20 protein-coding genes and 1 pseudogene are annotated in these 22389 nt (G+C 62.3%); 15 read left to right on the top strand and 6 right to left on the bottom strand.

Annotation, left to right across the window (positions count from 1 at the left end; all coding sequences use genetic code 11):
• Positions 1-19 precede the first annotated feature (19 nt).
• Positions 20-1093, top strand: a complete 1074-nt coding sequence (locus Q1A87_RS18685; RefSeq protein WP_299654870.1) for a tartrate dehydrogenase — start codon at positions 20-22, stop codon at positions 1091-1093.
• Between the two features lie 285 nt (positions 1094-1378).
• Positions 1379-1546 (top strand): annotated as a pseudogene (locus Q1A87_RS18680) (IS3 family transposase); the annotation flags it as partial.
• Positions 1547-1671: 125 nt separating this feature from the next.
• On the opposite strand, the gene Q1A87_RS18675 reads toward Q1A87_RS18680, so the two are convergent.
• Positions 1672-2661, bottom strand: a complete 990-nt coding sequence (locus Q1A87_RS18675) for an AraC family transcriptional regulator (RefSeq protein ID WP_299654868.1) — start codon at positions 2659-2661, stop codon at positions 1672-1674.
• A gap of 118 nt (positions 2662-2779) precedes the next feature.
• Here Q1A87_RS18675 and Q1A87_RS18670 point away from each other — a divergent pair, with 118 nt between their 5' ends.
• Both Q1A87_RS18670 and Q1A87_RS18665 read left to right on the top strand, forming a co-directional pair.
• Positions 2780-3673, top strand: a complete 894-nt coding sequence (locus tag Q1A87_RS18670) for an SDR family oxidoreductase (protein WP_299654866.1) — start codon at positions 2780-2782, stop codon at positions 3671-3673.
• Between the two features lie 181 nt (positions 3674-3854).
• Positions 3855-4982 (top strand): alpha/beta hydrolase fold domain-containing protein, encoded by a 1128-nt coding sequence (locus Q1A87_RS18665; protein ID WP_299654864.1) that lies wholly within the window; start codon positions 3855-3857, stop codon positions 4980-4982.
• Positions 4983-5140: 158 nt separating this feature from the next.
• On the opposite strand, the gene Q1A87_RS18660 is transcribed toward Q1A87_RS18665, so the two are convergent.
• The 4 genes from Q1A87_RS18660 to Q1A87_RS18645 form a co-directional block, all read right to left on the bottom strand.
• Positions 5141-5533, bottom strand: a complete 393-nt coding sequence (locus Q1A87_RS18660; RefSeq protein WP_299654862.1) for a type II toxin-antitoxin system VapC family toxin — start codon at positions 5531-5533, stop codon at positions 5141-5143.
• On the bottom strand, positions 5530-5838 hold the full coding sequence (locus Q1A87_RS18655) for an AbrB/MazE/SpoVT family DNA-binding domain-containing protein (protein WP_299654859.1): 309 nt from the start codon (positions 5836-5838) through the stop codon (positions 5530-5532). The genes Q1A87_RS18660 and Q1A87_RS18655 overlap by 4 nt, the downstream gene beginning before the upstream one ends.
• Before the next feature lie 548 nt (positions 5839-6386).
• Complete coding sequence (locus tag Q1A87_RS18650) at positions 6387-6749, bottom strand: hypothetical protein (RefSeq protein WP_299654856.1); 363 nt, start codon at positions 6747-6749, stop codon at positions 6387-6389.
• Between the two features lie 111 nt (positions 6750-6860).
• Complete coding sequence (locus Q1A87_RS18645; RefSeq protein WP_299654853.1) at positions 6861-7337, bottom strand: LysR family transcriptional regulator; 477 nt, start codon at positions 7335-7337, stop codon at positions 6861-6863.
• A 103-nt stretch (positions 7338-7440) separates the two neighbouring features.
• On the opposite strand from Q1A87_RS18645, the gene Q1A87_RS18640 reads away from it, so the two are divergent.
• The 8 genes from Q1A87_RS18640 (at position 7441) to Q1A87_RS18605 (ending at position 16877) form a co-directional block, all read left to right on the top strand.
• Positions 7441-8577: a TauD/TfdA family dioxygenase gene (locus Q1A87_RS18640; protein ID WP_299654850.1), complete on the top strand. Its 1137-nt coding sequence runs from the start codon at positions 7441-7443 to the stop codon at positions 8575-8577.
• Positions 8574-9326, top strand: a complete 753-nt coding sequence (locus Q1A87_RS18635; RefSeq protein WP_299654847.1) for a class II aldolase/adducin family protein — start codon at positions 8574-8576, stop codon at positions 9324-9326. Before Q1A87_RS18640 ends, Q1A87_RS18635 begins: the two co-directional genes overlap by 4 nt.
• Before the next feature lie 644 nt (positions 9327-9970).
• Positions 9971-10624, top strand: a complete 654-nt coding sequence (locus tag Q1A87_RS18630; protein ID WP_299654844.1) for a recombinase family protein — start codon at positions 9971-9973, stop codon at positions 10622-10624.
• 51 nt (positions 10625-10675) lie between these two features.
• Positions 10676-10918, top strand: a complete 243-nt coding sequence (locus Q1A87_RS18625; RefSeq protein WP_299654841.1) for a DUF6429 family protein — start codon at positions 10676-10678, stop codon at positions 10916-10918.
• Positions 10919-11095: 177 nt separating this feature from the next.
• Positions 11096-11758: an SOS response-associated peptidase gene (locus Q1A87_RS18620; protein WP_299654912.1), complete on the top strand. Its 663-nt coding sequence runs from the start codon at positions 11096-11098 to the stop codon at positions 11756-11758.
• Positions 11759-11987: 229 nt separating this feature from the next.
• A complete protein-coding gene (locus tag Q1A87_RS18615; RefSeq protein WP_299654838.1) occupies positions 11988-15290 on the top strand; it encodes a hypothetical protein in 3303 nt (1100 codons plus the stop codon).
• Positions 15291-15727: 437 nt separating this feature from the next.
• Complete coding sequence (locus Q1A87_RS18610) at positions 15728-16270, top strand: L,D-transpeptidase (protein WP_299654835.1); 543 nt, start codon at positions 15728-15730, stop codon at positions 16268-16270.
• 100 nt (positions 16271-16370) lie between these two features.
• Entirely contained in the window at positions 16371-16877 is a 507-nt protein-coding gene (locus Q1A87_RS18605) for a L,D-transpeptidase (RefSeq protein ID WP_299654909.1), read from the top strand.
• 3 nt (positions 16878-16880) lie between these two features.
• Here the strand turns inward: Q1A87_RS18605 and Q1A87_RS18600 are convergent, their stop codons facing one another.
• A complete protein-coding gene (locus Q1A87_RS18600) occupies positions 16881-17801 on the bottom strand; it encodes a hydrogen peroxide-inducible genes activator (RefSeq protein WP_299654832.1) in 921 nt (306 codons plus the stop codon).
• A 106-nt stretch (positions 17802-17907) separates the two neighbouring features.
• Between Q1A87_RS18600 and Q1A87_RS18595 the strand changes: the two genes are divergently transcribed.
• Genes Q1A87_RS18595 through Q1A87_RS18585 form a run of 3 tightly spaced genes read left to right on the top strand, consistent with a single transcriptional unit; the run spans position 17908 to position 22304 of the window.
• Positions 17908-19602, top strand: coding sequence for a bifunctional protein tyrosine phosphatase family protein/NAD(P)/FAD-dependent oxidoreductase (locus Q1A87_RS18595; protein WP_299654906.1), 1695 nt, complete (start codon positions 17908-17910; stop codon positions 19600-19602).
• A 51-nt stretch (positions 19603-19653) separates the two neighbouring features.
• Positions 19654-21390 carry a sulfate permease gene (gene sulP / locus Q1A87_RS18590; protein ID WP_299654830.1) on the top strand — a complete coding sequence of 579 codons (1737 nt, stop codon included), beginning with the start codon at positions 19654-19656 and terminating at the stop codon, positions 21388-21390.
• A gap of 14 nt (positions 21391-21404) precedes the next feature.
• Positions 21405-22304, top strand: coding sequence for an MBL fold metallo-hydrolase (locus Q1A87_RS18585; RefSeq protein ID WP_299654827.1), 900 nt, complete (start codon positions 21405-21407; stop codon positions 22302-22304).
• Positions 22305-22389 lie beyond the last annotated feature (85 nt).

Genomic DNA, 22389 nt, shown 5'->3' with positions numbered 1-22389 from the left:
TACTGGAGTGGGTGAGGGAATGCAGACCATAGCGGTGATCGCAGGCGACGGCATCGGTCAGGAAGTGGTGCCTGAAGGCATCAAAGTTCTGGAAGCAGCGGCGCGCAAGTTTGACATCAAATTGCGCTTCGACAACTTCAATTTCGCCTCTTGCGACTACTATCTCCAGCACGGCAAAATGCTGCCGGACGACTGGAAGACCCAGATCGGTTCGCACGACGCTATCTTCTTCGGCGCCGTCGGCGATCCGGCCCGGGTGCCGGACCATATTTCACTTTGGGAGTCCTTGATCCGGTTTCGACGCGAGTTCGATCAATATGTCAATCTTCGGCCCTGCCGGCTGATGCCCGGCGTGCCCTCGCCCCTTGCTGGCAGGACCGCCGGCGACATCGATTTCGTAGTGGTCCGCGAGAACACCGAGGGTGAATATTCCTCGGTTGGCGGCATGATGTTCGCTGGCACGGAACGCGAATTTGCCGTCCAGGAAACCGTCATGACGCGCATCGGCATCGACCGGGTCCTGCGTTACGCCTTCGATCTGGCGCAGAAACGGGAAGGCAAACACCTGACCTCGGCCACGAAGTCCAATGGCATTTCTATCACCATGCCCTACTGGGACACGCGGGTGGAAGCGATGGCGCCGGAGTTCGCCGATGTCCGGCGGGACAAATATCATATCGACATTCTCTGTGCGCACTTCGTTCTCAACCCCGACCGGTTTGATGTCGTTGTCGCCTCCAACCTTTTTGGTGATATTCTGTCCGATTTGGGGCCCGCCTGCACGGGTACGATCGGTATAGCGCCCTCTGGCAATATCAATCCGAAGGGCAAATTTCCGTCACTCTTCGAGCCGGTACATGGCTCCGCGCCCGACATTGCCGGTCGCGGCATCGCCAATCCAGTCGGGCAAATCTGGGCGGGTGCTATGATGCTCGATTACCTCGGTCACGGAGAAGCCGGCCAGGCAATCGTGCGAGCAATCGAGCAGGTGCTGGAAGAGCCCAGCCTGCGGACACGCGACCTGGGCGGTCAGGCCGATACAAAGACCTGCGGCAAGGCCATAGCAGAAGCGTTAAGCTCCACAGCATCTTAGCGCCAGCTCTTGCATTTCCCCCAGCTTGGCAGCCGCTTGAGCAAAGAAGGTGGGGCTTTTCGGCCTCATCGGAGGGCCGACCAACCGATGCAATTAAGCGGCCCAAGGAGCTCAACGGGGCGTCGGATGACTTGGTGTAGAATTCTGGTTTTTAATTTTGTTGACCATCTCCGAACCGACTTTCCGTCAAATCACTCGAATCGTGAAGTGGCATAGCCAGCCGTATTTCTCGCCAGCGGCGCCGCCAGCTACATCACAGCATCACGCCTTCCCGTCGAACGTGGCTTCTTCAAGACCCTTAAGGCCGAACTCATCTGGCGCCAGTCCTGGCCGACCCGCCGCGATGCCGAACTGGCTCTCTTCCAGTAGATCAATGGCTTCTACAATCCGCGGCGTCGCCATTCAGCCCTTGGCTGGAAAAGCCCCTTGGCCTTCGAACGAATGGCCGCCTAAATGAGCACCGTGACCGGAACGGAAGCGGGACAGGTCCACGCCGTAGCTGGTCGGTCGAGTTCCGCGCCTGTCTTGCGCGCGAGTCAGACCCGTGAGTCTGCTTTGTGGACGGGCTGGCACGAATGTCATGTGTGAAGCGCACCTGGGGCGCTGGCGTAGTGGGCCTGGCGGTCCCGTACGACGGGCGGACTCGCCGCTCGCGTCCGTCCGTGCCGCCGGGGCGAGTGCCCCATGATGCGCTTGAAGGCGGTGCCGAAAGCGGTCTCGGAGGCGTAGCCGAGGGACCAGGCGACGGCCGCCACAGACTCCGTGGTGCGCGCCAGGCGGTCGGCGGCTAGCGCCATGCGCCAGCGGGCCAGGTAGTCCATCGGGGGCTCGCCGACCGTCTCGCGGAAGCGCAGCGCGAAGGTCGAGCGCGACATCCCGGCGAGGCCCGCGAGGTCCTGGAGCGTCCATCGCCGGCCCGGATCGGCATGGAGGGCGGCCAGCGCCGCGGCGAGCCGCCGGTCGGCGAGCGCGAAGAGCCAGCCCATGCCACCTCGGGGGCCGTGGACGTCCTCGTTTAAGTGGCGCCGCAGCGCCTGGACAAGCACCATATGCGCGAGGTGCCCGGCCACCAGTGCGCTGCCGGGGCGGGGCTCGCGCAACTCCTCGGCCAGGCGCTCGATCGACCAATGCAGTGCGGCGCCGTCCCCGTCGTTCGGGCCGCCCCGGACGTGCACCATGGGCGGCAGCAGGTCGAGGAGCAGCCCCGCCTGGGGGCCCGCCAGCGCGAAGCGGGCGCTCACCAGGAACGCGTCACCGCCTGTGCCCAGCGTGGCGACGCCGTCGCGCGCCCCCGCCACGGCCGCCGCCGCGTCCCGGGGCGGCAGGCACAGGTCCGAGGCCAGGCGGAAGGGGCGACCGTGGGGCAGCAGGAAGCAGTCGCCCGCCTCCAGGCGTACCGGCCTCTCCCCATCCACCTCCAGCCAGCAGCCCCCCGAGGCGAGGGCGGCGCACTTGAGGCTGTCCTCTGCCTCAGGGAAGCGCACGGACCAGGATCCGCCCGCGTCAAGGCAAGCCGAGAGGGTGCCCTGCGGGCGCAACAGGGCGAGCAGGTCGGAAAGAGGGTCCATCGAAGATCCCGGATGATTGCGAAGGAATTATGGACGATAGCATGTAGATCGTGCAGGGACGACCCTCTACCTCTCAACCCGAAGGCGGGCCAGCACGACCTGCTGAAGGGGATCGACCATGCACGTCTTTGTCACTGGAGCCACGGGCTTCATCGGTACGGCTGTCGTCCATGAGCTGCTCGGCGCGGGCCACAAGCTCGTAGGCCTCGCGCGCAGCGATGAGGCGGCGGCCAAGCTCAAGGCGGCGGGCGGGGAGGCGCATCGTGGCGCGCTGAACGACCTGGAGAGCTTGGCGGAGGGTGCCAGGCAGGCAGACGGCGTCGCGCATCTCGCCTTCAATCACGACTTCTCCCGGTACGAAGAGAACGCAGAGACCGACCGCTTAGCCACAGCGGCGCTTGCAGGCGCCCTCGAGGGCACGGGCAAGCCGCTGGTGGTGACCTCGGGCACCGCCGTACTGCCGCCCGGCCGCATGGGGGTGGAGACCGATCCGCCCACAGCGCAGGCCCGCGCCAAGTCCGAGCTGGTGCTGGCCTGGGCCGACCGGGGTGTGCGAGTGAGCGTCGTGCGGCTCGCGCCATCCGTCCACGGACGGGGCGACGCGGCGTTCGTGCCCGCGCTCGTCGCCATCGCGCGCGACACGGGCGTCTCGGCCTACATCGGCGACGGCGCGAACCGCTGGCCTGCCGTCCACCGCCTGGACGCCGCGCGGCTGTTCCGCCTGGCACTGGAGCGCGGCGAGCCCGGCGCGCGCTTTCACGGCGTGGCCGAGGAGGGCCTCCCCACGCGCCTCATCGCCGAGGCGATCGGGAAGGGCCTGGGCCTGCCGGTGCGTTCCATCTCGCCCGAGGATGCCGCCGGGCACTTCGGCTGGCTGGCCGGCTTCCTCCAGCTCGACGCCCCCGCCTCCAGCGCGCGGACCCGCGACGCCTTGGGTTGGGTCCCAACGGAACCAGGGCTGATCCAAGACATGCGCGAGAGCGGCTACTTCGCCGACGCGGGCTCCAGCTGAGGTGCTGCTGCGACGACGGTCGAGACCTGACCGCCAGGGCGGACCCGAGGCTGACGTTGGCCACGGCATCCTAGCGCGATGGTGACGCCTCTCCTGACTCCTGCGTCTCATGCCCGACGCGCGGCAGTCGAACCCTTCCGCTGCTCGAACAACCCGACGACCCATCACAAGGACCACCTTCATGCTCATGACACAGCTCCGGTCGCTGGCTGGGACAGCCCTTCGCTCCTCCAGCTGGACCGTTTGCCTTCTTCTCGCCGCCACGGCCTCGGCTCAAGAGGCGGACTTCTCTGCCCTCACCGAGGCGCAGTCTGCCCTCAACGCTGCGCCTGGGCTCCGTCAGGTCCCGGGCCGAGCGATCCCGGTCCCGACGGAGGGGGTGAGCCCGGCGATGCAGGCGCTGATCGCCGCGCCCTACTCACCTTTCTGGGCCGCCACGGGCGAGAGCCCGGACGAGTGGCGCGCCTACGCCGAGGGTGCCTCGGCGGCCGCCGAGCCGGCGCTGGCGGATCTGCGCGAGGCGCTAGGGGTCGCCATGGAAGAGGCGACAATGGGCGGCGTGCGCGTGTTCGTGCTGACCCCCGAGGCCATCCCAGAGGCTCATAACGGCCAAGTCGTGCTTAACCTGCATGGCGGCGGCTACGTTTACGGCGGCGGCGTGGGGGGCACCTACGAGGCCACGCTCATGGCGGCCTACGGCGAATACCGCGTCGTGGCAGTGGATTACCGGATGCCGCCCGATGCGCCCTACCCGGCGGCGGTAGACGACGCCGAGGCCGTCTACCGGGCTCTGGTCGACGAGGGCCAGGACCCCGCCGCCATCGCGGTGAACGGCACGTCGGCCGGGGGCGGGCTCGCGCTGTCGCTGCTTCTGCGCCTCAAAACCGAGGGGCTGCCCATGCCGGGCGGGCTCGCGGCCAACACCCCGTGGGCCGACCTCACGGGATCAGGCGACAGCTACCGCGCCAACGAGTGGCTCGACAACGTGGTGGTGAGCTATGGGGGCTACCTCGACGACGCAGCGCGCCTCTACGCCGGAAAAGTGAACCTTGCTGAACCGGGTGTGTCGCCGCTCTTCGGCGACCTCGCGGGACTGCCGCCCACCCTGCTCGTCTCCGGGACTCGCGACCTGTTCCTCAGCGACTCTGCCCGCGTTCAGCGCAAGCTCAGGCGGGCAGGCGTGACGGCCGAACTCCAGCTCTTCGAGGGGCAGTCGCACGGCCAGTACCTGTTCGATCCGGCGGCCCCGGAGACGCGGGAGATATTCGTGGAGATCGCACGGTTTCTCGATGCGCACCTGAGCCAATAAGGCACCGATCACCCCAGGGACAAACCTTGAATTCTTCGCAATGGATGCGCTTCGGAGCACTCCACGTACGGGTCCACTAAGGAATTCTGAAACGCTGCCAAGCGCTGGTCTAGACGCTACCGGAACGCTTCCCGCGCCGGTCGATCTTGTGACCCGGCCTACCGCACCTGCTCCACTGTCACTTCAACGACTTCGCCTAGCTCGGACCACGCCTTGTCGGCCGTAAGCGCCGGCAGCCCCATGGCCGCCGCGAGTGCGAGGCAGGAGCGGTCGCCATGGCTCAGGCCGCGTGCGCGGGTGCCGGCGTAAAGGTCCGCCGCCGCGAGGGCGAGCGGCAGCGTGTGGTCGGCCACGGTCAGCCCGAGGACGCCGATCGCCTCTGCCGCGTCGGCGGGGGTGAACCCTCTCTGGCGGAGCTTCGTCGCCACTTCCTGCAGGATCACGGTGGAGGCGGTTGCGCCGCGGTCCAGCCAGTCCGACGCAGCTTCCGCCCCCGGCTCGCCGAACACGAAGGTCAGGATGGCCGAGCTGTCGATCACGCAGGTCGTCACGCGGCGCCCCCCTGCCCTTCCGTCCCCTCGATCTCCTCGGCCTCGCGCCGCGCCGCCGCGCGCTTCTCGGCGATAAACTGCTCCACGACTGACCCATCCCCGTCGGCCGTATACTTCCGCGCGATCTCCTGCGCCCGCCGCCGCCGCGCCTGTGCGGTAGTTAGCACGATGCCTGCCTCCCCGGCCTCGATGACCAACCGTCCACCCCGGTCGAGGCCGAGGCGGCGCCGTAGCTCCAGCGGCAAGATCATGCGCCCGTTTTCCTGAACGGGCACCTCGAAGGTCCGCATCGCGTCATCAGTCATAATCGTTTGCTCCGCTAAATGGACTTGCTCCGTGCCGCCAGCCTGCTTCCGCAGACATAGCCGTCCCATGATCTTATGGCCACTTCCATCCATAAAGACATTTAACTCTTCGACGGCCGACACTGCAAACAATGGCGTGCGAATGCGTCTGACTTGGGCAACCAAACGAGGGATTGCCTGCCCATGTCGCGCCGCCTTCCCACCAATTGCGGAACAAGGGTCGGCGAGTAAGTAAATACGGTAAGCCAATCTTCGACAGGAAACGACATGCCCGCGCAGGTTCCCTGCCCATCGGCAACGCGCGGCCTATGATGACCGGCTCTGCGCGGGTCTCGATTGCTTCTACAATTCACGGCGCTTGCATTCCGCAATAGGCTACAGATCACCGGCCGACGAAGAGCGCATGGCGGCCTGACCCCGTCCGCTTTTTCGGGGTAGGATCAATCGACGGCTGAATATCAGCCCCATTCCAAGCTTCCACCTAGCCTGGTATGGCGACCGCGAGCTCCGTTGCTTCTCCATAGACGGCTTTCACGCTCCGAACCGCGCTAACGTCCAACCGGGCCGTCCGGTAAACGGGTTCGATCCACGGCTGCACTGTCATGATCGAATTCAGTACCAGCGTCGCTGACCCAATCGAGAAACCCCCGGACGAGCGGATTTTGCGTTTTCTCGCATACCGCAGTTGCCCAGTAGGCCGTTCCGAAGTCATGGGTTCCGTTCGGGAGTGATACGAGGCGTCCGTCGGCTAGCATTGCTCCGTTGATCGAGCGCCAACCGAGCATGATGCCGTGACCGCTCAAAGCCGCCTGCGACGCCTGAACGTAGATGTCGAAGGCCTGGCCGCCCGGTCGGTTCTCCGACGCCCTTGGCGTCGAGATAATTTCGCCATTCCGGCAAGTGACCGGCATTCGGCGTCCTGACATGGATCAACGGGATCGAGCGGAGCGCTGCAAGATCTCCTGCAAGCGGAGTGATCCTTTCCGGCAAGCCAACAGAAAACGCGCGTTCCTCGAACACCTTTACTGTTTTACCATCGCCCCATGGCTTCGGCCCATATCGTAGCGCGATGTCGATCCCGGTGAAAATGCGGGCACATCCGACGGTGGAGCCTGCACGCTGACCATCGCGTCCGGGAACCGCGCGTAGAACCCGGAGAGGCGCGGCATCAGCCAGTAGGTCGCCATCCCGATCGTGCAGGAGACGGTGATGTGGCGATCGGCAAAGCCCGCGCCCAGTCGGATCTCCTCGATCGCGGCCGCGATCTGCCCCAAGCCTGATCGCGTTGCGCGTGCCAATCGCTCGCCCGCCTCCGTCGGCTGCGAGGGTTTGGAGCTCCGGTCGAAGAGCGGAACGCCCAGCCAATCCTCGAGCGAACCTATCGCCTGACTGATGGCTGGGCGCGTCACGTTGAGCTCGACGGCCGCAAGACCCATCGAGCCAGCGCGCTGGACTGCATCGAAGGTGACGAGAAGGCGAAGGGGCGGCAGGCGCTGCATGTTAACCTGAGACTTAACTTGAGATTAGGCCAATCGGTCTTTTTCCTTGCGGAAGATTACGTTGAACTGCGGTAAATCTTACCATTGATGGGACGAGATACCAATGAACGTGATGACGCCCGCCACCGCCGCCGTGACCCTCGGCGCCAAGGGCCTGACCCTTCCGCTCGCGACCGGCAATGCGTATTTCAACTATCACTGGTTGCGCGACAACGACCCCACCAGCTTCGACGCCGGCACGCGCGAGCGCAGCTTCGACATCTTCCATCTGGACGAGGCGCCGGTGGCCCGGACCGCCAGCGTGGACGGTGACGCGCTCGTCATCGACTGGGCCAACGAAGACCACACCACGCGGATGCCGGTGGACTGGCTCGAGGCCTATGCCGACGGCAGCCGCCGCGACGATCCCGCGGACCTGCCGCGCCGTCCGTGGTACGGTGACCACTATCCCGAGGTTGCCCGCTTCACCCATGCCGAGGTGACGTCGGACCCCGCCAGGCGGCGCGAATGGCTTGAAGCGATAATCGTCGAGGGCATCGCTGTCATCGCGGCTATGCCCGACAGCGATGAGGGACTGACCTCGCTTGCGCGCCAGATGGGCCAGGTTCGGCCCACCTTCTTCGGCGACTACTTCGACGTGAAGACCCACATCAACCCGACGAACACCGCCTACACTGCCTCGGCGCTGGAGTTGCACACCGACACACCGGCCGAGGAGCATGCGCCCGGCATCCAGCTGCTGCACATGCGCGCCAACACGGTGGACGGCGGCCGCAACCTCTTTGGCGATGGCGTGGCCGCGGCCAACGGCTTCCGGCAGATCGACCCCGAGGGCTTCCGCCTTCTGGCCGAGACCGACGTGCCCTTCTATTGCGAGCATGACGATTACGACATGCGCTCGTGGCAGCGCATCATCGAACTGGACCAGCACGGCGAGGTGTCGGGCCTGACGATCAGCCAGCACATGCTGGACCTGATGGACCTGCCGCAGACGTTTCTCGACGACTGGTATCCCGCGTTCTGCCGCTTCGGGAAGCTGTTGCAGGACGACAAGTACGTCATGCGCTTCACGCTGAAGGCCAGCGAATGCATCGTCTTCGACAACCACCGCATCGTGCACGGGCGCGCGGCCTATACCGCGTCGAGTGGCGACCGTCACTTGCGCGGCTGCTATACCGATCGGGCCGAAATGCGCTCGACCTATCGCGCGCTGGTCAGCAAGGGGCGGTTCAAGCGATGAACATGGCCGCTTGCGACGCTGCGGTCGATCCTGCCCTTCTGCGGCAGGACCTCGCCGCGGCCTTCCGCCTGTGCCACCGCTTCGGGTGGAGCGAATCCGTGGGCAACCACTTCAGTGCGGCCATCTCCGGCGACGGCCGCCGCTTCCTTCTGAACCGCCGCTGGCAGCATTTCGCGACGATCACGCCGGACGACTTGCTCGAGCTCGATCTCGACGCGCCGCCCGACATGGACGGCCCCGACGCGCCCGATCGCTCCGCCTGGGCGGTGCACGGCGTGCTCCACCGCGACGCCCCACAGGCCCGCGTCGTGTTGCACTGCCATTCGCCCTACGCCACCGCGCTCGCGTGCCTGGAGGATCCGACCCTTCTGCCTATCGACAACAACACGGCCCGGTTCTTCGGCCGGATCGGCTACGATCTGAAGTTCGGCGGCATCTCCGACACCGAGGACGAGGGCGCGCATATGGTCAAGGCGCTCGGAGACAAGTCCGTGCTGGTCATGGGCAATCACGGCGTCACCGTCACCGGCGACACCGTCGCCGATGCGTTCGAGGACCTGTACTTCTTCGAGAAGGCCGCGCAGTCGCTGATCCTGGCGAGGTCGACAGGCCAATCGTTATCCGTCCTGAGCGACGACGTGGCACGTAACACGGCAGCGGGCTGGCAGGCCTATCGCGGCATGGGCAAGCGTCACTTCGACTACCTCAAGGCTGTTCTCGACCGAGAAAACCCGATCTGGCGTTCATGACCTCTGCGTTCCAGTCCTGGTCGAATAGGCACCCGTAGCAGGATGCTTCTGAGGCGGAGGAGTGTTCGATGAAGCGCCGGAAGCGATGTCACTTCCCGGCACTTCGCCCTTCGTTCCCGAAGGTCCGCCTGGACCGGAAGCGAGTCCGTCAGAGCCGGGTCGGTGGCTTGGCGCGATCAGTCCCCGGTCGCGTCGATGCCCGCCGCCTCCGCTGTGACGGCAAGGGAAACGAAGGTCTCTCGCATTCCCCCCGGCGAACCGAGCGCGTCAGTCGGATCGCCGTGCTCGCGCTGACCCCGAACACCCGCGCCGCCGCTCGACACAAATAATCAGCGGCGATGTGACCAAAGATCCGCTCGCGAAGATCCATCGAGTAGAATTTCCTCCTACCGAAGGTGAGTCAGACGAACGACCCCCGCGGGAATCCCGGGTGAGTCAGGATGGGGCAAACCGCTTTGGTCCCACCGCGATGTTCGCGACAACCATGTGATTATCGTGATCTCGACCGAAAGGCAGCTTCGGCTAGCGTTTCCTCGACAGGACGTCACGAAAAACCAACATGTATCTTCTTCCGAGAACCGTGTCAGAGCTATGGTTTGTCGCGATCACTGATGGATGCCGGATCGACTATAGGGAAAGAGACGATGGGACTGATCGGCTATGCGAGGGTATCGACCGCCGAGGGCGTGCAAGTCCTCGACCGTCAACTCGACGCCCTGCGCAAAGCAGGATGCGAGCGCGTGTTCGAAGACCGGGCGTCGGGCGCGAAGGGTGCCAGCAATTCCGAACGGCCGGGACTTGCCGCGTGCCTTGACTACCTGCGCAAGGGCGACGTTCTGATCGTACTCGATCTTGACCGCTTGGGCAGGCTCGCGACCGAACTCGTCGCCCTGATCGACGCGCTAGCGGAGCGGGGCGTCGCATTCCGGGCGCTGAACTCGCCGATGGACACGACGACCCCGCAGGGGCGCGCTTTCTTGCAGATTCAAGCCGCGTTCGCGGAGATGGAGCGCAACGTGATCCGTCAGCGTGTGCGTGAGGGGCTAAAGGCCGCACGGGCCAGGGGTCGCAAGGGCGGGCGTCCTCGTATCATGACCGTGGAGAAGCTGCGCTATGCCCGACACCTCATGGCCGACCCTGCCCGCTCGATCCCCTCGATTTGCGCCGAGCTCGGCGGCATCCCCGCTTCCACCCTTTACCACTACGTCCGGGCGGACGGAGAACTGAAGGAGGCAGGAGAGAAGCTGTTGGCCGCCGCCGAGACCGTCAGTGGGCAACCTCCGCGGGACGTTCGGTGACGATCTGGAACTTCCACACTGTCTATAGTGGATCGCGCGAAGGAGACCGTCATGGATCTCGATGAGGACAAGATTGACGCTGCCGTACTGGCGCTCCTGCGGCTGACCCTTCACGACGGCCAGCGCGCCTGGAAGGGGTTCGACTGGAACAGCATGGATCGGTTGCACCGGAAGGGATGGATTACCGACCCGGTGGGTAAGGCGAAGTCGGTCGCGTTCACCGATGAGGGATTGCAGAGAGCCGAGGAGCTTCTCGAACAGTTGTTCGGCAAGGAGTCCGGTCCAGCGCCGTAAGCAATTCCGAGTAAGCTACCGTGGCTTTGGATTTCACACTGTCCTGTAATCGACCCGATGAAGAAGTGCGAGACGATCTCCCCGCTGGCGCGGCGGTTCGGGATCAGCCGAATGACGGTGCAGCGCATCCGCGACGGGCGTGGCAAAGTGAACGTCACCGCCGAGGAGGGGTGAGCCATCTGCAACCTGTATTCCTTGACCAAGGGCCAGGCCGCGATCCGCGAGATCGCCGACGTGATGACGGACAACACCGGCAACCTCGCCTCGCTACCCGCGATCTTCCCCGACCAATCCGCCCCGGTGGTCCGCCAGGGGGGCGACGGCCGCGAGCTCGCGATGATGCGATGGGGGATGCCCTCGCCGTCCTTCGCGCTGAAGAACCGCAAGACCGATCCCGGCGTCACCAACGTCCGCAATTTCGGCTCGGCCCACTGGCGCCGCTGGCTCGGCGTCGAGCATCGCTGCCTCGTGCCCTTCACCAGCTTCTCGGAATACCGCGTCGAGACCGACAAGAGCCGCACGCCGGTCTGGTTCGCCCGCGACGAGGACCGTCCGCTGATGTTCTTCGCCGGCATCTGGACCAAGTGGACGAGCGTACGGAAGGTAAAGGAAGGCGAGGTGACGGCCGAGCTCTACGGCTTCCTGACCACCGAGGCGAACGCGACCGTGGGCGCGATCCACCCGAAGGCCATGCCGGTGATCCTCACCGAACCAGACGAATGGGAGGCGTGGCTGACCGCGCCGTTTGACGAGGCGAAGGCGCTACAGCGGCCGCTCCCGGACGATGTGTTGCGGATCGTAGCGGAGGGGAAGCGAAGGGATGGCGACGATGACAGATAGCCTCAGTTGTTCCGCATCGCGGCGATCGACACGGAGGGCGGAGAGCTGTCATTCGCTGCGGGTGCGAAAAGCAGTTGCGAACCTTGGAAAGCAGATATTCGTATCAGAACTATTACCATCCGTAGAGTTAGTCGCACCCACTTCGGTTGCGTAACATTTTTGCACCGTCTAGATACGGTTGGATTGAGGGGGCACTCTCGATGCAAAACCAAGAAATGTGAGTAGTGAATTGTCCACGGATGCTTTTACAACGCCATCAGAGTTTATGCGAGGGCGACGCCCGGAACAGTTTTCTGACTCGCGAGTCGAAGAGAACATCGAATTGGATGCAGGCTTTCTCGAATACAAGCTGGAAAGTATAACAAGCCGAAGTGAAGAAAAACAATTCGAACATCTCGCAAGACGTCTCGCTGAACGACTGATCTGCCCTAATTTGATACCTCAGACTGGGCCGACCGGCGGTGGCGATAGTAAAGTCGATACCGAGACGTACCCTGTCCACGAGGATATTTCGTCCCGTTGGTACGAGGGAAACGTCGAAGCGGCGAACGAGCGTTGGGGGTTTGCCGTAAGTGCAAAGAAGCAGTGGCAAGGCAAGCTTCGTTCGGACATGGCTTCTATCGCATCTACCGGTCGCGACTACCGAGTTGCTTATTTTGTTTCCAATCAGTTTATAAATGACAAATCCAAGTCGAAATTTCAGGACGAGCTTTCAAAGGAATACGGGTTTGAGGTCCGAATTCTTGACCGTACTTGGCTGATGGAAGCGATCTTGGAAAAGGGCAACGAAGATATTGCTGCTCAGGCACTAAATCTATCGAACTTCACGACTTCGAAGAAAATTGGTCCGAACGATTTTTCCAAACAGGAGGCGTTAGACGAGCTCGAAAAAGAAATCGCTGACACGTATAGATATCAAGGAGTTGAATATCAACTCGTTGGAGATTGCATCGTTGCGGCAATATTCTCAAGAGAACTTGAACTGGATCGGCACGTTACGGAAGGTAGGCACGAACGTGCCATACGGCTTGCGAGAGAGCACGGAACCGAAAGTCAGATCGCCGGTGCTTTGTATCAGAAGGCGTGGACCGCGGTGTACTGGCATGACGATTTTAGAGTAGTGTTCAGTGTCTATGATGAAATCGAGGCGTTCTCCCTTGGTAGCAGAAACTCGTCAGACATCGAGAAGGCAATTAACCTATGGCAGACTCTGCACACTGCGGTTGTTTCTAAAGCGCTTTCGTTGGAAGAAACCAAACTAGTAGATAAGGCGGATCGCCTAATCCAGCATCTGGAAGAGCTTTCAGGTGACACGGATAGGCCAAACAACGCTGCAAATTCAGAATGGCTTAAGTTGGGGATGCAGATTGTCCAGAACGCTGCTGACGAAAGCCAACGAGACAAGCTACTGCGAGATTTTGGCGACTTGCTGGTAGGTTCACAGCATCTCGGAGGTTTCGAATTCAACCGAGCCTATGAGTACTTTGAAGTACTTGGCGCACCTTTTGGCGAGTTGAAGGTATACGATGAGGTATTCGAGCAAATTCTCCCTGTATTTCAAGAACGGCATAGCGATTTGGCCGTTGCAGATAAGCTCTTCAATCGCGGCATAGACAAACTTCGCAGTGACAAGGTCATCTCTGGTATCGACCTGCTAGGGCGAGCGCTACCGAAGCTAATTAAGGCTGAGAAAAAGCAGCGCATGGTTCGCTGCCTCGCAGCGTTGGCTTCCGCTTATAGCGAAATGGATTTGTTTTGGGCCTCATACGCGAACCACATGTCAGCTCTTTCGATACTGATTCAAGACTTCGGGGAAACTAAAGAGATAGACCCTTTATTGCCAATGTTGCTAGAGAAAATGTTCTGGGGAGAAATTTCTACAGGGCGCATTCCACATGCTCTGTGGTGTTTAGAAATGAAAATCTCGACCTTAAGGCAATCAGGTCTTAACGAAGAAGATGGAGGCTTTCAGGAAGATTACCAGCTGAAGGATGGGATCTTGGCGATGCTCCTGCTGAAGGCGGATGCTAGCCAGTTGAATGAGTTTACAGGTCTAGTAGATTTCTTCGAGAAGAACGGTCTGATTGCTTGTTCTTTAGCTCTATTGTTCGCTTTTGGAGGTCCTGAGTACCTTCGAAAGCACGAATACGTCCCAGATTCTGAAAGTGACACTGAGATTTGGGAGATGATGAAGAGGCTGTGGGATCAACCTGCGCAGGATAGGTTGCCAGAACGTATTGATACGTTTGGGGGCAAGAACGTGAGCCTTATATCTCGGTTGCTGGGAACAAAATGGGAAATTGTTTGCCAACACAATCCTTGGTGCGTGAGAATTGGGGAAAGCTATATGGGATTCCTCGAAGCATTTCTTGCAACTAGCCTTTCTCATCGAGCGGTTGGCTCGATGGAACGAGCGAGAATGCGTTTCCAATTGGCATCTGAAGGCGAGGCTTGCCCAAACGAACAGGGATTGGAACTTCGCCCTGGGTCGGGGAGCGAGTTGGCGACGGTAGTGATATGGCCGGAGAGATTTCCGTTAGGCAGCCTTAGAACAGACAGGTTGCGTGATTTTTTAATGTATTCTCTGGTAAATATATTGCCCAAAATTCTATTTCCTAAAGATACAAAAGCGTTCTTGGACGTGGTTGCCGGTTCGGAGGAAGGTTTACCTCGCTCGCTCATGTTTGCCGATGTCTTGGCGAGTTCATCAAATATTTTTGATGATTGTCGTTCCCCATCATTGAGTGACTGGGCCGGCGAGGGAGATAGCTATGAAATAGTTATGGACCCACCCTCCAATTTGGCTTTGCAGTCAATAATGTCTCTTGGGCAGCATAATAATAAGGAGGACATTAAGTTCGGCGAAGGCGAGCCATCCGATGAATTTCTTGAAGACACACCTCTCAAGCACAGCGCTTACCAAACCCTGTCAATGGTGGATATTGAACTGTGGCAGGAGGCTGGTTGGGAGGGTGTAGGTGTCGCTCTTCAGCCTGAACTACCGAACGCACCACCCTTCTTGGGCCTTCTATTTAGAGACGGCAAAGCTGGACGGCGCATCTTTGAGAACTGGATTCTTGACATCGGGCAGGAAGATGCAGATGAGAAAATCCGCATTGTGATACTAACTGGAGTCGAAAAGTCGAACCCCAACGCCTATACTTTGGCAGTAAGTTCGAATATTAACAAAGCGCAATTCAAAGAGCTTGATCGCATCTTCGTGACTTCAAAAATGAAGACCATGGAGAACCCTGATCCACGAAACCTAGAGAATTTTGGTAGAGCATTCGCTGCCTCTCGGAGGTATGCCTTGGTGCCGGTGACCCTGTCCGACGATGGAAGGCCGCCTGACTTCCATTTTGATCTGTCAATCTTAAAACACGAGGTTGTCATCAGGGAAGCTTGGACCATAGGACTCAATGATCCAGATGGAATGGCAGTTTCCCCAAGCATAGATCCGATCATCCCAGAAGGTCAGGATAACGCGCCAATTCTGGAGTTGATTGAGTGGCAGAAGACACGTGACAGGTGAAGTCCAGCTTGCCGCCAAGGTCCGCTTTGGGGATGCTGCAACGCGATGTTGGCTTGGATTGCAAGTGGCAGGTTTGGGCCGAGTCTGTGTGGAAACTCCGCCGAAGTGTGTGGACGCAGGACGGCATCCTCAGAAAGCTCGCGAAACGATGCGTTGATTCTGACTGCGTCACGATCTCCGTGCCGCAGCAGGAAGTTGTTCCTTCGACATGCGTGAGAGCCGAGTTTCCACACAGCCTCGACCGTTCGCGTATGTCTCACGTATTGAGGATTCACGGTTCGTCTCCCTGTGGGAGAATCCTGTCTGTCCCCCCCCGTCTCGCCATCCTGGAGATGACATGACCAGAATGGACCGGACCTGCTCTGCCGCGATCGCCCCGTCGCGCGTAAGGTTGACTTAAGCTTGGCCCCGCAATGCCGTCGAAAAGAGGAGCAAACATGTCTTCTATCTTCACCCGACGCACCCTTCTGGCTGCCTGTCTAGCCGGTCTGGCGCTTCCTGCCGCCGCGCAGTCGACCGGGACGCGGCGCAACGCGTCGAGCTTTCACATGCAGGACTGGCGCGATCACTTCGACGATCTGGGCGTCGGCACCATCGTCGCCGACACGACGTCGCGTGCGCTGCATTACTGGAATGCCGACGGCTCCGACTATCGGCTTTACCCGACCTCGGTTCCGACGTCCGAGGACCTAACCAAGCGAGGTTACACGAAGATCGTGCGCAAGAAGGTCGGACCGGACTGGACCCCGACACCATCGCAGCGCGAACGGTTCGGCTGGGAATACGTGCCGCCCGGTCCGGACAATCCCCTCGGTACGCATGCGATGTATCTCGACTGGCCCGCCTATCTGATCCACGGCACCCACGATACGCGCAAGATCGGCCGGCCCTCCTCGGACGGATGCATCGGCCTCTACAATGCGCAGATCGAGGAGCTGTTCGGCCTGTGCCCGGTCGGCACGCAGGTAAGGGTGATCTGAGATGAGAACGACCCGCAGACACGTGATCCTCGGTAGTCTTGCGACGCTCGGTCTCGCCGCACCCGTCCTCGCGCAGGTCCCGGACACGGTGGCCATCATCATGCCCCATGTCATCGATTTGCGCAACGAACGGGGCGACCCGCTGCCGATGGGCGAAATCCACGTGATTCCGGATCAGTTCAAGCTGTACTGGACCCTTCCCGATGGCAAGGCTTGGGTCTACCCGATCCGGGTGGGGCGAGACGCGCTCTACGTGTCGGGGACCTTCTATGTGGGAGCCAAGAAGGAATGGCCCTCCTGGATGCCGACCCCCGGCATGCTCCGCCGCGAGCCCGAGCTCTACGAACCCTACGCGGAGGATGGAATGGAAGGTGGCCCCGGCAATCCGCTCGGGGCACGTGCGCTCTACCTTTTTCAGGAAGGCCGGGGCGACACGTTCTTGCGCATTCATGGAACGAACGATCCCCGGACCATCGGGCAATCCGTGTCGAACGGCTGCGCCGGCCTGACCAACGAGCACATCATGCACCTCTACGAACGCGTGCCCCTCGATACCCGGGTGGTGCTCTATCCCAAGACCGGATCGGATGCCTTCGTGAACGGATGAACTCTAGCTCGGCAAATGAGTGTGGGTGAAGAGTTCGTCGCGGGCCTCGGCAAGGCAGGTGCCGATCCGCGCGAATGTCTCGGCGCGTGCGGAACTCCTGCGCCAGGCCAGGACCACCTGACGGGGCCGCGCACCGCGCAAGGCCGTCAATGACAAGCGCTGCCCCGTCACTGCCCCCGCCGCGATGGCGAGGTCGGGCAGGAGCGTAATTCCGAGTCCCTCTTCAACCATGGCGGCCAGCGTGGGTAGCGAAGTAGCCGCAAAGCTTTCGTCCTCGCCCAGCAATGCTTCAGGATAGGCCGAGAGAGCATGGCGCTGCAGACAATGGCCCCGATCCAAGAGGAGGAGCCGGCGTCCGTTCAGATCCGACCCGTCCACCGTGCCCGCATTGGCGAGCGGATGGTCCATGCGCGTGGCGAGATGGTAACTGTCGTCGAAGAGCAGCTGCGTCTCTATCCGCGACGGGACCTCATGGGGCAGCGCCATCAGCACAAGGTCAAGTCGGCCCGCCGACAGGGCCTCAATGAGGCTGTCGGTCAGCTCCTCGCGGAGCGAGATGGTCAGGCCAGGCATTTGGTCGCGGATGAGCGGCAGCGCTCGTGGCAGGATGAAGGGCCCAACCGTCGGGATCACGCCCATGCGCAGGAGCGCACCGCCGGTTCCGGACTCGCGGGCGGCCTGGTCCTCCAGATCGGCGACCGCGCTCAGGATGTCGCGAGCCCGCGCGGCCAGATCGCGTCCGAGGGGGGTCATGGTGACGGTCTGGCGCGTGCGCTCCGCGAGTTGCGTGCCCAGCCCGTCCTCGAGTTCGCGGATGCCTGCCGACAGGGTCGACTGGGTGACGTGGCACAGGCCGGCCGCCTGCGAGAAGCTCCGGGTTTCGTCGAGGGCTGTCAGAAAGCGTAGCTGCCGCAAGGTTGTCATGCGTTATCGAATATTCCGATCACGGCGCAAGGCAAAGTCAATTTTACCGAAGCCCGTGCGACGCCTACCTTCAAGGAAACGCCGCCGGCTCCGAGGAGAGAAGACCATGGACGTCAACAAGATCACCGATCGCCTGTCAGTCGGCCCGCAAATCAAGACGACCGACATCCCCGAGTTGAAATCCAAGGGCTTCCGCTCGATTATGGTGAACCGGCCTGACGGGGAAGGCGGGGACCAGCCGACTTTCGACGAGATTCGGGCGGCCGCGCAGAAGCATGGTCTCGAGGCACGATACGTGCCGGTTGAGACGGGCAAGGTCCAGGAAAGTGACGTGGCCGCCTTCGGCGCCGCACTCGAGGACCTTCCGGGTCCGGTTTACGCGCATTGCCGCTCGGGTACGCGTTCGGCCACGCTCTGGGCGCTTTCCCAAGCGGGTCGCAGGCCGGTTTCCGAGATCCTGTCGCACGCCAAGAGCGCCGGCTACGATCTGAACGGCGTGGCTCGGCGGATCGCGAACGGCGGCCGCGTCCCCACCGATACAAATGAGACCAGGTACGACGTGGTCATCGTCGGAGGCGGGGCCGCAGGGATCGCGACGGCGGCCTCGTTGAAATCGCGGCGGGACAGTCTGTCCATCGCGATCATCGAGCCGGCAGAGGTTCACTACTACCAACCCGGGTGGACCATGGTGGGTGCCGGCATCTTTACCGCCGACGAGACTGCGAAGACGATGGGGGCGCTGATCCCCAAGGGCGTTGCCTGGATCAAGGGAGCGGTCGCGGCCTTCGAGCCTGAAAACGATGCCGTCATCCTCGAGGGCTGCCGGGTTGTGAAGTACGATCGATTGGTCGTTTGCCCGGGGCTCAAGCTTGATTGGGGCGTGGTCGAGGGATTGACAGACACGCTCGGACGCAACGGCGTGACGTCGAACTACCGTTACGATCTGGCGCCCTATACCTGGCAGCTCGTTCAGGAGATGCAGCGCGGCACGGCACTTTTCACCCAGCCACCAATGCCGATTAAATGCGCCGGCGCCCCGCAAAAGGCCATGTATCTCTCCGCTGATCACTGGCACCGCGAGAGCCGTCTGAAGGACATCGACATCCACTTCGCCAATGCCGGCGGGGTCCTCTTCGGCGTGAAGGATTACGTCCCCGCGCTCATGGAATACGTGAAGAAGTACAACGCCACGCTCGACTTCTTCCACAACCTCGTGGCTGTCGATGGCCCTGCGAAGACGGCGACGTTCAAGGTCACGAAGGAGGGTGAAGCGCCGACGACGCGGACGATGTCCTTCGACATGCTCCATGTCTGTCCGCCCCAGACGGCGCCCGACTTCATCCGGGTCTCGCCGCTCGCCGACGACGCCGCGGGTTGGGTCGATGTGGATCAGCATACGCTGCGTCACAAGCGTTATGACAACGTCTGGAGCCTGGGCGATGTGATGAACGCGCCGAATGCCAAGACGGCAGCCGCGGCGCGCAAGCAGGCGCCGACGGTTGCCGAGAACATCATGGCCGACTTGAAGGGTTCTTCCGCCGTCGCGTCCTACGACGGCTACGGCTCCTGCCCGTTGACGGTGGAACGGGGCAAGATCGTGCTGGCCGAGTTCGGCTACGGCGGTGCGCTGAAACCGACGTTCCCGAAATGGATCCTCGACGGCACGAAGCCCACGCGGCTTGCCTGGGCGCTGAAGGCGCAAATACTGCCGCCGATATACTGGCAGGGCATGCTGAAGGGACGCGAGTGGATGGCTGCGCCCGGTCTGGCACCGCAGGACGCTCCGACTGAGACCGCTTGAGCCGTCTCCGCTACGCGCCGGCCTCCAAAACCCCGAAGGACGAACACGACCATGAGTTCTGGGCTACGCCGTCACGTCCCCATCCTCGACTGGGGCCGCCGCTACGACCGGAATGATCTGGCCGGCGACGGGTTGGCGGCGCTGATCGTGACGATCATGCTGATTCCGCAATCGCTGGCCTATGCGCTTCTGGCGGGATTGCCGGCGGAAGCAGGGATCTACGCTTCGATCCTGCCCATCGTTCTCTACGCGATTTTCGGTACGTCGCGGTCGCTTGCCGTCGGGCCGGTCGCGGTCGTCTCGCTTCTCACAGCCTCCGCCGTGGGGGAGGTCGCAGCGCAGGGAACGGCAGGATACGCCGCGGCGGCACTCACCCTGGCAGCTTTGTCGGGCGTGATCCTATTGCTTCTCGGCGCGCTCCGCTTGGGATTTCTCGCAAACTTCCTCAGCCATCCGGTCATAGCGGGGTTTATCACCGCCTCGGGCATCCTGATCGCCGCATCGCAGCTGCGGCACCTTCTCGGGATCGAGGCCGGCGGACACACCCTGATCGAGATGGTGACCGGGCTTCTCGTGAATATCGGCGCAACGAATCTTCCGACGCTGGCGATCGGCCTTGCCGCCACGGCGTTCCTGTTCTGGGTGCGACGGGGTATGACGCCTGCGCTTCGTGGTGCGGGTCTGTCCGCAACGGCGGCCGCCACGCTGACCAAGGCGGGGCCCGTGCTGGCGGTGGTTGTGACGACGGCGCTGGTCTGGAAACTGTCTCTCGACGCTGCAGGTGTCGCGATCGTCGGCGACGTCCCTCGCGGCCTGCCCCCATTCACCGTGCCAACCGCCTCGCCCGATCTGATACGGCAGCTTCTGGTTCCGGCGATCCTGATCTCCGTCATCGGCTTCGTCGAATCCATTTCCGTCGCGCAGACGCTGGCGGCGCGGCGACGCGAGCGGATCGATCCCGACCAGGAATTGATCGGTCTCGGCGCGGCCAATCTCGGGGCGGCTTTTACAGGCGGATATCCGGTCACGGGCGGCTTCTCTCGGTCGGTCGTCAACGACGATGCCGGGGCCCGTACACCCGCGGCGGGGGTATACACCGCGATCGGGCTTGCCTTCGCTGCCGCGTTCCTGACACCGCTCATCCAGTATCTTCCGCAAGCGACCCTGGCAGCGACGATCATCGTGGCGGTCCTGGGTCTTGTAGACCTGTCGATCCTGCGCCGGACATGGACCTACGCAAAGGCTGATTTCGTTGCGGTCGCCGTCACCATTCTCGCGACGCTCGGCGCCGGGGTCGAGATCGGGGTGGCGACGGGGATCGGCGTCTCACTGGTCTTGCATCTCGTGAAGACCGCAAAGCCCCATGTCGCCGTTGTCGGGCTCGTCCCTGGAACGCAGCACTTCCGCAACGTCGATCGCCACGCCGTCGCGACCGATCCCGGGCTGCTTACGATCCGGGTGGACGAGAGCCTTTACTTTGTGAACGCGCGGTTCCTTGAGACGCTGATCCAGGACCGGGTCTCGGAGAGCGGGTCGATCTCCAATGTCGTCCTGATGTGCCCGGCGGTGAACGAGATCGACTTCTCGGCACTCGAAAGCCTCGAAGCCGTGAACCGGCGCCTGCGCGATCTCGGGATCGGCTTTCACCTCAGCGAAGTGAAGGGACCCGTGATGGACCGCCTCGCCCGAACCCATTTCCTCGACGAGCTGAACGGCCGCGTGTTCCTCAGCCAGTACGACGCTTGGACCGAGCTTGTCCGGCCCGCCCCCCGATCCGCAGCAGAATGAAGGACGAACGCTCCATGGATATCCTGTCGAAGGCCAGTCCCTCCAACGGTTCCGGAAGCCCGCGCGTCGTGGGGTTCTACGAGCCCGTCACCGGGTCGTGCCAGTACATCGTCGTTTGCGAAGCGACGAAGAAGGCGGCGTTGATCGACGTCGTGCTGAACTTCGATACCGCGGCGGCGCGAACCTCGACCGAACACGCGCAATGGGCGCTCGACTACATCGAACGGAAGGGATTGGAACTCGAATGGATCCTCGACACGCATCCGCATGCCGATCACCTGATGGCCTCAGCCTGGCTGAAGGAACGCACCGGGCGACCGACGGCGATCGGCGAGAAGGTCCGCGATATCGCCGGGCTCTGGCGCGAGCTCTACAACATGCCCGACGTTTTCGTTCCCGACGTCGATTTCGACCGGCTCTTCGCGCATGGCGACACGTTTCGTATCGGTGATCTCGAAGGCCGCGTCCTGCTTTCGCCTGGCCATACGCTGGGCTCGATTACCTATGTCGTCGGCGACGCGATCTTTGCGCATGACACATTCATGCAGCCAGATGCCGGGACGGCGCGCTGCGACTTCCCCGGCGGATCGGCGAAAGCGCTCTACACCTCCCTCATGGCGATCCTCGATTACCCCGACGAGACCCGCATCTTCATCGGCCACGATTACGGGACGGACGACCGCGAGACACCGGCTTGGGAGAGCACGGTGGGCGAGCAGAAGGCTGCGAACAAACATCTGGGCGGCGGGACGTCGGAAGCGGCTTATGTCGAGCTTCGCGAGGCGCGAGACGCCACGCTCGGCTTGCCCAAGCAGATGCTGCACGCACTGCAGGTAAATCTCCGCGGCGGTCGCCTGCCCAAGCCCGAAGCGGACGGGAACAGCTACTTCAAGATCCCGGCCAACCGGTTCTGAGGAAAGATAATGCTCGGATCGTTCGACGCGGTGCTGCTGGCCCGCATCCAGTTCGCCTTCACCGTCTCCTTCCACTTCCTGTTCC

This window comes from uncultured Jannaschia sp., assembly GCF_947494055.1.
Classification (GTDB): domain Bacteria; phylum Pseudomonadota; class Alphaproteobacteria; order Rhodobacterales; family Rhodobacteraceae; genus Jannaschia.
Note: the sequence above shows the minus strand (reverse complement) of the source record. Positions and strands in the feature narration are given on the sequence as shown.